The 1320-nt window shown below is 38.7% G+C and carries 1 protein-coding gene; it reads right to left on the bottom strand.

Translation table 11 applies throughout. From position 1 onward, the window contains the following. Positions 1–34: 34 nt before the first annotated feature. Entirely contained in the window at positions 35–1198 is a 1164-nt protein-coding gene (locus tag BACCOPRO_RS16810) for an IS4 family transposase (RefSeq protein ID WP_008145529.1), read from the bottom strand. Between the last annotated feature and the right edge of the window lie 122 nt (positions 1199–1320).

Genomic DNA, 1320 nt, shown 5'->3' with positions numbered 1-1320 from the left:
ATTAGTGTCCCGTTAAAATCGAGACAAATTAATATTAATCAAACAATCCCGGAAAAAGGAAAGAATTGAGTTCTTTGACATTGTTGAAATTAGTCTTCTCAAACAGTTCTTTAAGGCATGTTTTGTCCGTAAGAGAAATGCTTAGAATTTGTAGAACTTCATATGTTGACCTTTTCAGCTGCATGTCATGTTGCACTATAGCAACAAGGCAATAACTGATAATGGCAGTACTGATTTGGATTCGAACAGCGTTCTCCGTAGTACCCCAAAACTTCTTAATTTTGAGGTGCTGCTTTAGCCATTTGAAGAACAACTCAACCTGCCAACGGTTTTTATACAGTTCGGCGATTTCAAGTGAAGTGAGATGAAAAGCATTGGTAAGAAAGACAAACTCTCTATCCTGACTTTCGTCTCTGTACTTCACTAAGCGCAACCGCTCAGGGTACTTCTGCCGAGTGATTATGTCGGTAAGTTCTATTACAGAATCGGTAAGTACATTCTTTGGCAATCTGCGTCTCCATCGGATACATTTAAACTGTAGATTCTTCTTGGCTCTCACCACAAAGAAAGACTCGTGCAAATGTATCTTATATAGTTCTTTGAAGGCATTGTAACCGCGGTCAAACACATAGTAAGACCCTGGCTCATAAGGAATATACTTCATCGCTTTTGAATCGTGGACAGATGCTGTAGAGATATGGAAGTATGCTGGAACTTGTGTTTCCAAGTCATACAACACATGAGTTTTTACACCACCCTTCTTCTTACGAAACTTGGCCCACCAGAAGATAGACAGACATAAAGGTATTGTTGTAGAATCGAAAGCATACACATGCCCTTTCAACTTAAAAATATCTGTTGCCTGTTTCTTCCGAGCCTGTTCCATCATGAAGAATGCAAAGTCTTCAAAGATGCGATAATCTCGATTTTGGTTGGCTGAAGCAAATGTCGTTTTAGCAATAGGATTCCGTCCTATTCCAAGATGATAGCATTTGGTATGATGCGCTTCCAGCGCCACGACTACATCGCGTAAACTTTCACGATTACTAAGCTGACCAAACATCAGTGCAAGAAGTTGGTTCCAGCACGTGAATGACTTGACATACCGATTGCCATTATATTTGTCAACCAAGTGACGAAACTTGTCTTTATCGAGAAATTCTACCAATTGGGCAAAGACATATTTGTTTTTGTTCATATGCAGTCTATCTTATAGACTACAATTTAGCAAATTCAAATCGTCGCACCTTAAAAATGCTTGTAAAAGACTATATTTCAATTATTTCAAAGACCAATTCCCATTTTTAACGGGACAGTAGT

Origin of the sequence: Phocaeicola coprophilus DSM 18228 = JCM 13818 (assembly GCF_000157915.1) — a bacterium.
Taxonomy (GTDB): Bacteria; Bacteroidota; Bacteroidia; order Bacteroidales; family Bacteroidaceae; genus Phocaeicola; species Phocaeicola coprophilus.
Note: the sequence above shows the minus strand (reverse complement) of the source record. Positions and strands in the feature narration are given on the sequence as shown.